Origin of the sequence: Mesorhizobium sp. GbtcB19 (assembly GCF_019091085.1) — a bacterium.
In the GTDB taxonomy this organism is placed as follows: domain Bacteria; phylum Pseudomonadota; class Alphaproteobacteria; order Rhizobiales; family Rhizobiaceae; genus Mesorhizobium.
Window position 1 is genome coordinate 1 of sequence record NZ_JAGXJY010000471.1, and the last position, 239, is coordinate 239.

The following is a 239-nucleotide window of genomic DNA, read 5'->3' on the forward strand; positions in this document are numbered from 1 at the left end:
TGCCCGCTCGAATAGAGCGGCGGCACGGCCTGTACGTGCTGGCCGGCGCGGATCAGGTTGGGCATCTCCTGGTAGGAGATGGTGATCAACAGCGAAGCGATATGCGCGCCGTCGACGTCGGCGACGGTCATGATGATCACACGATCGTAGCGCAGGTCTTCGTCGCGCTATTTCGAGTGCGTGCCGCAGCCGTGCGCCTGGATCAGGTCGGAGGTTTGCTGGTTGGCGGCAAGTTTGTC

1 pseudogene is annotated in these 239 nt (G+C 62.8%); it reads right to left on the minus strand.

The features are described 5' to 3' along the window. Positions 1-239, minus strand: a pseudogene (locus tag KVT37_RS33690) (toprim domain-containing protein); the annotation flags it as partial.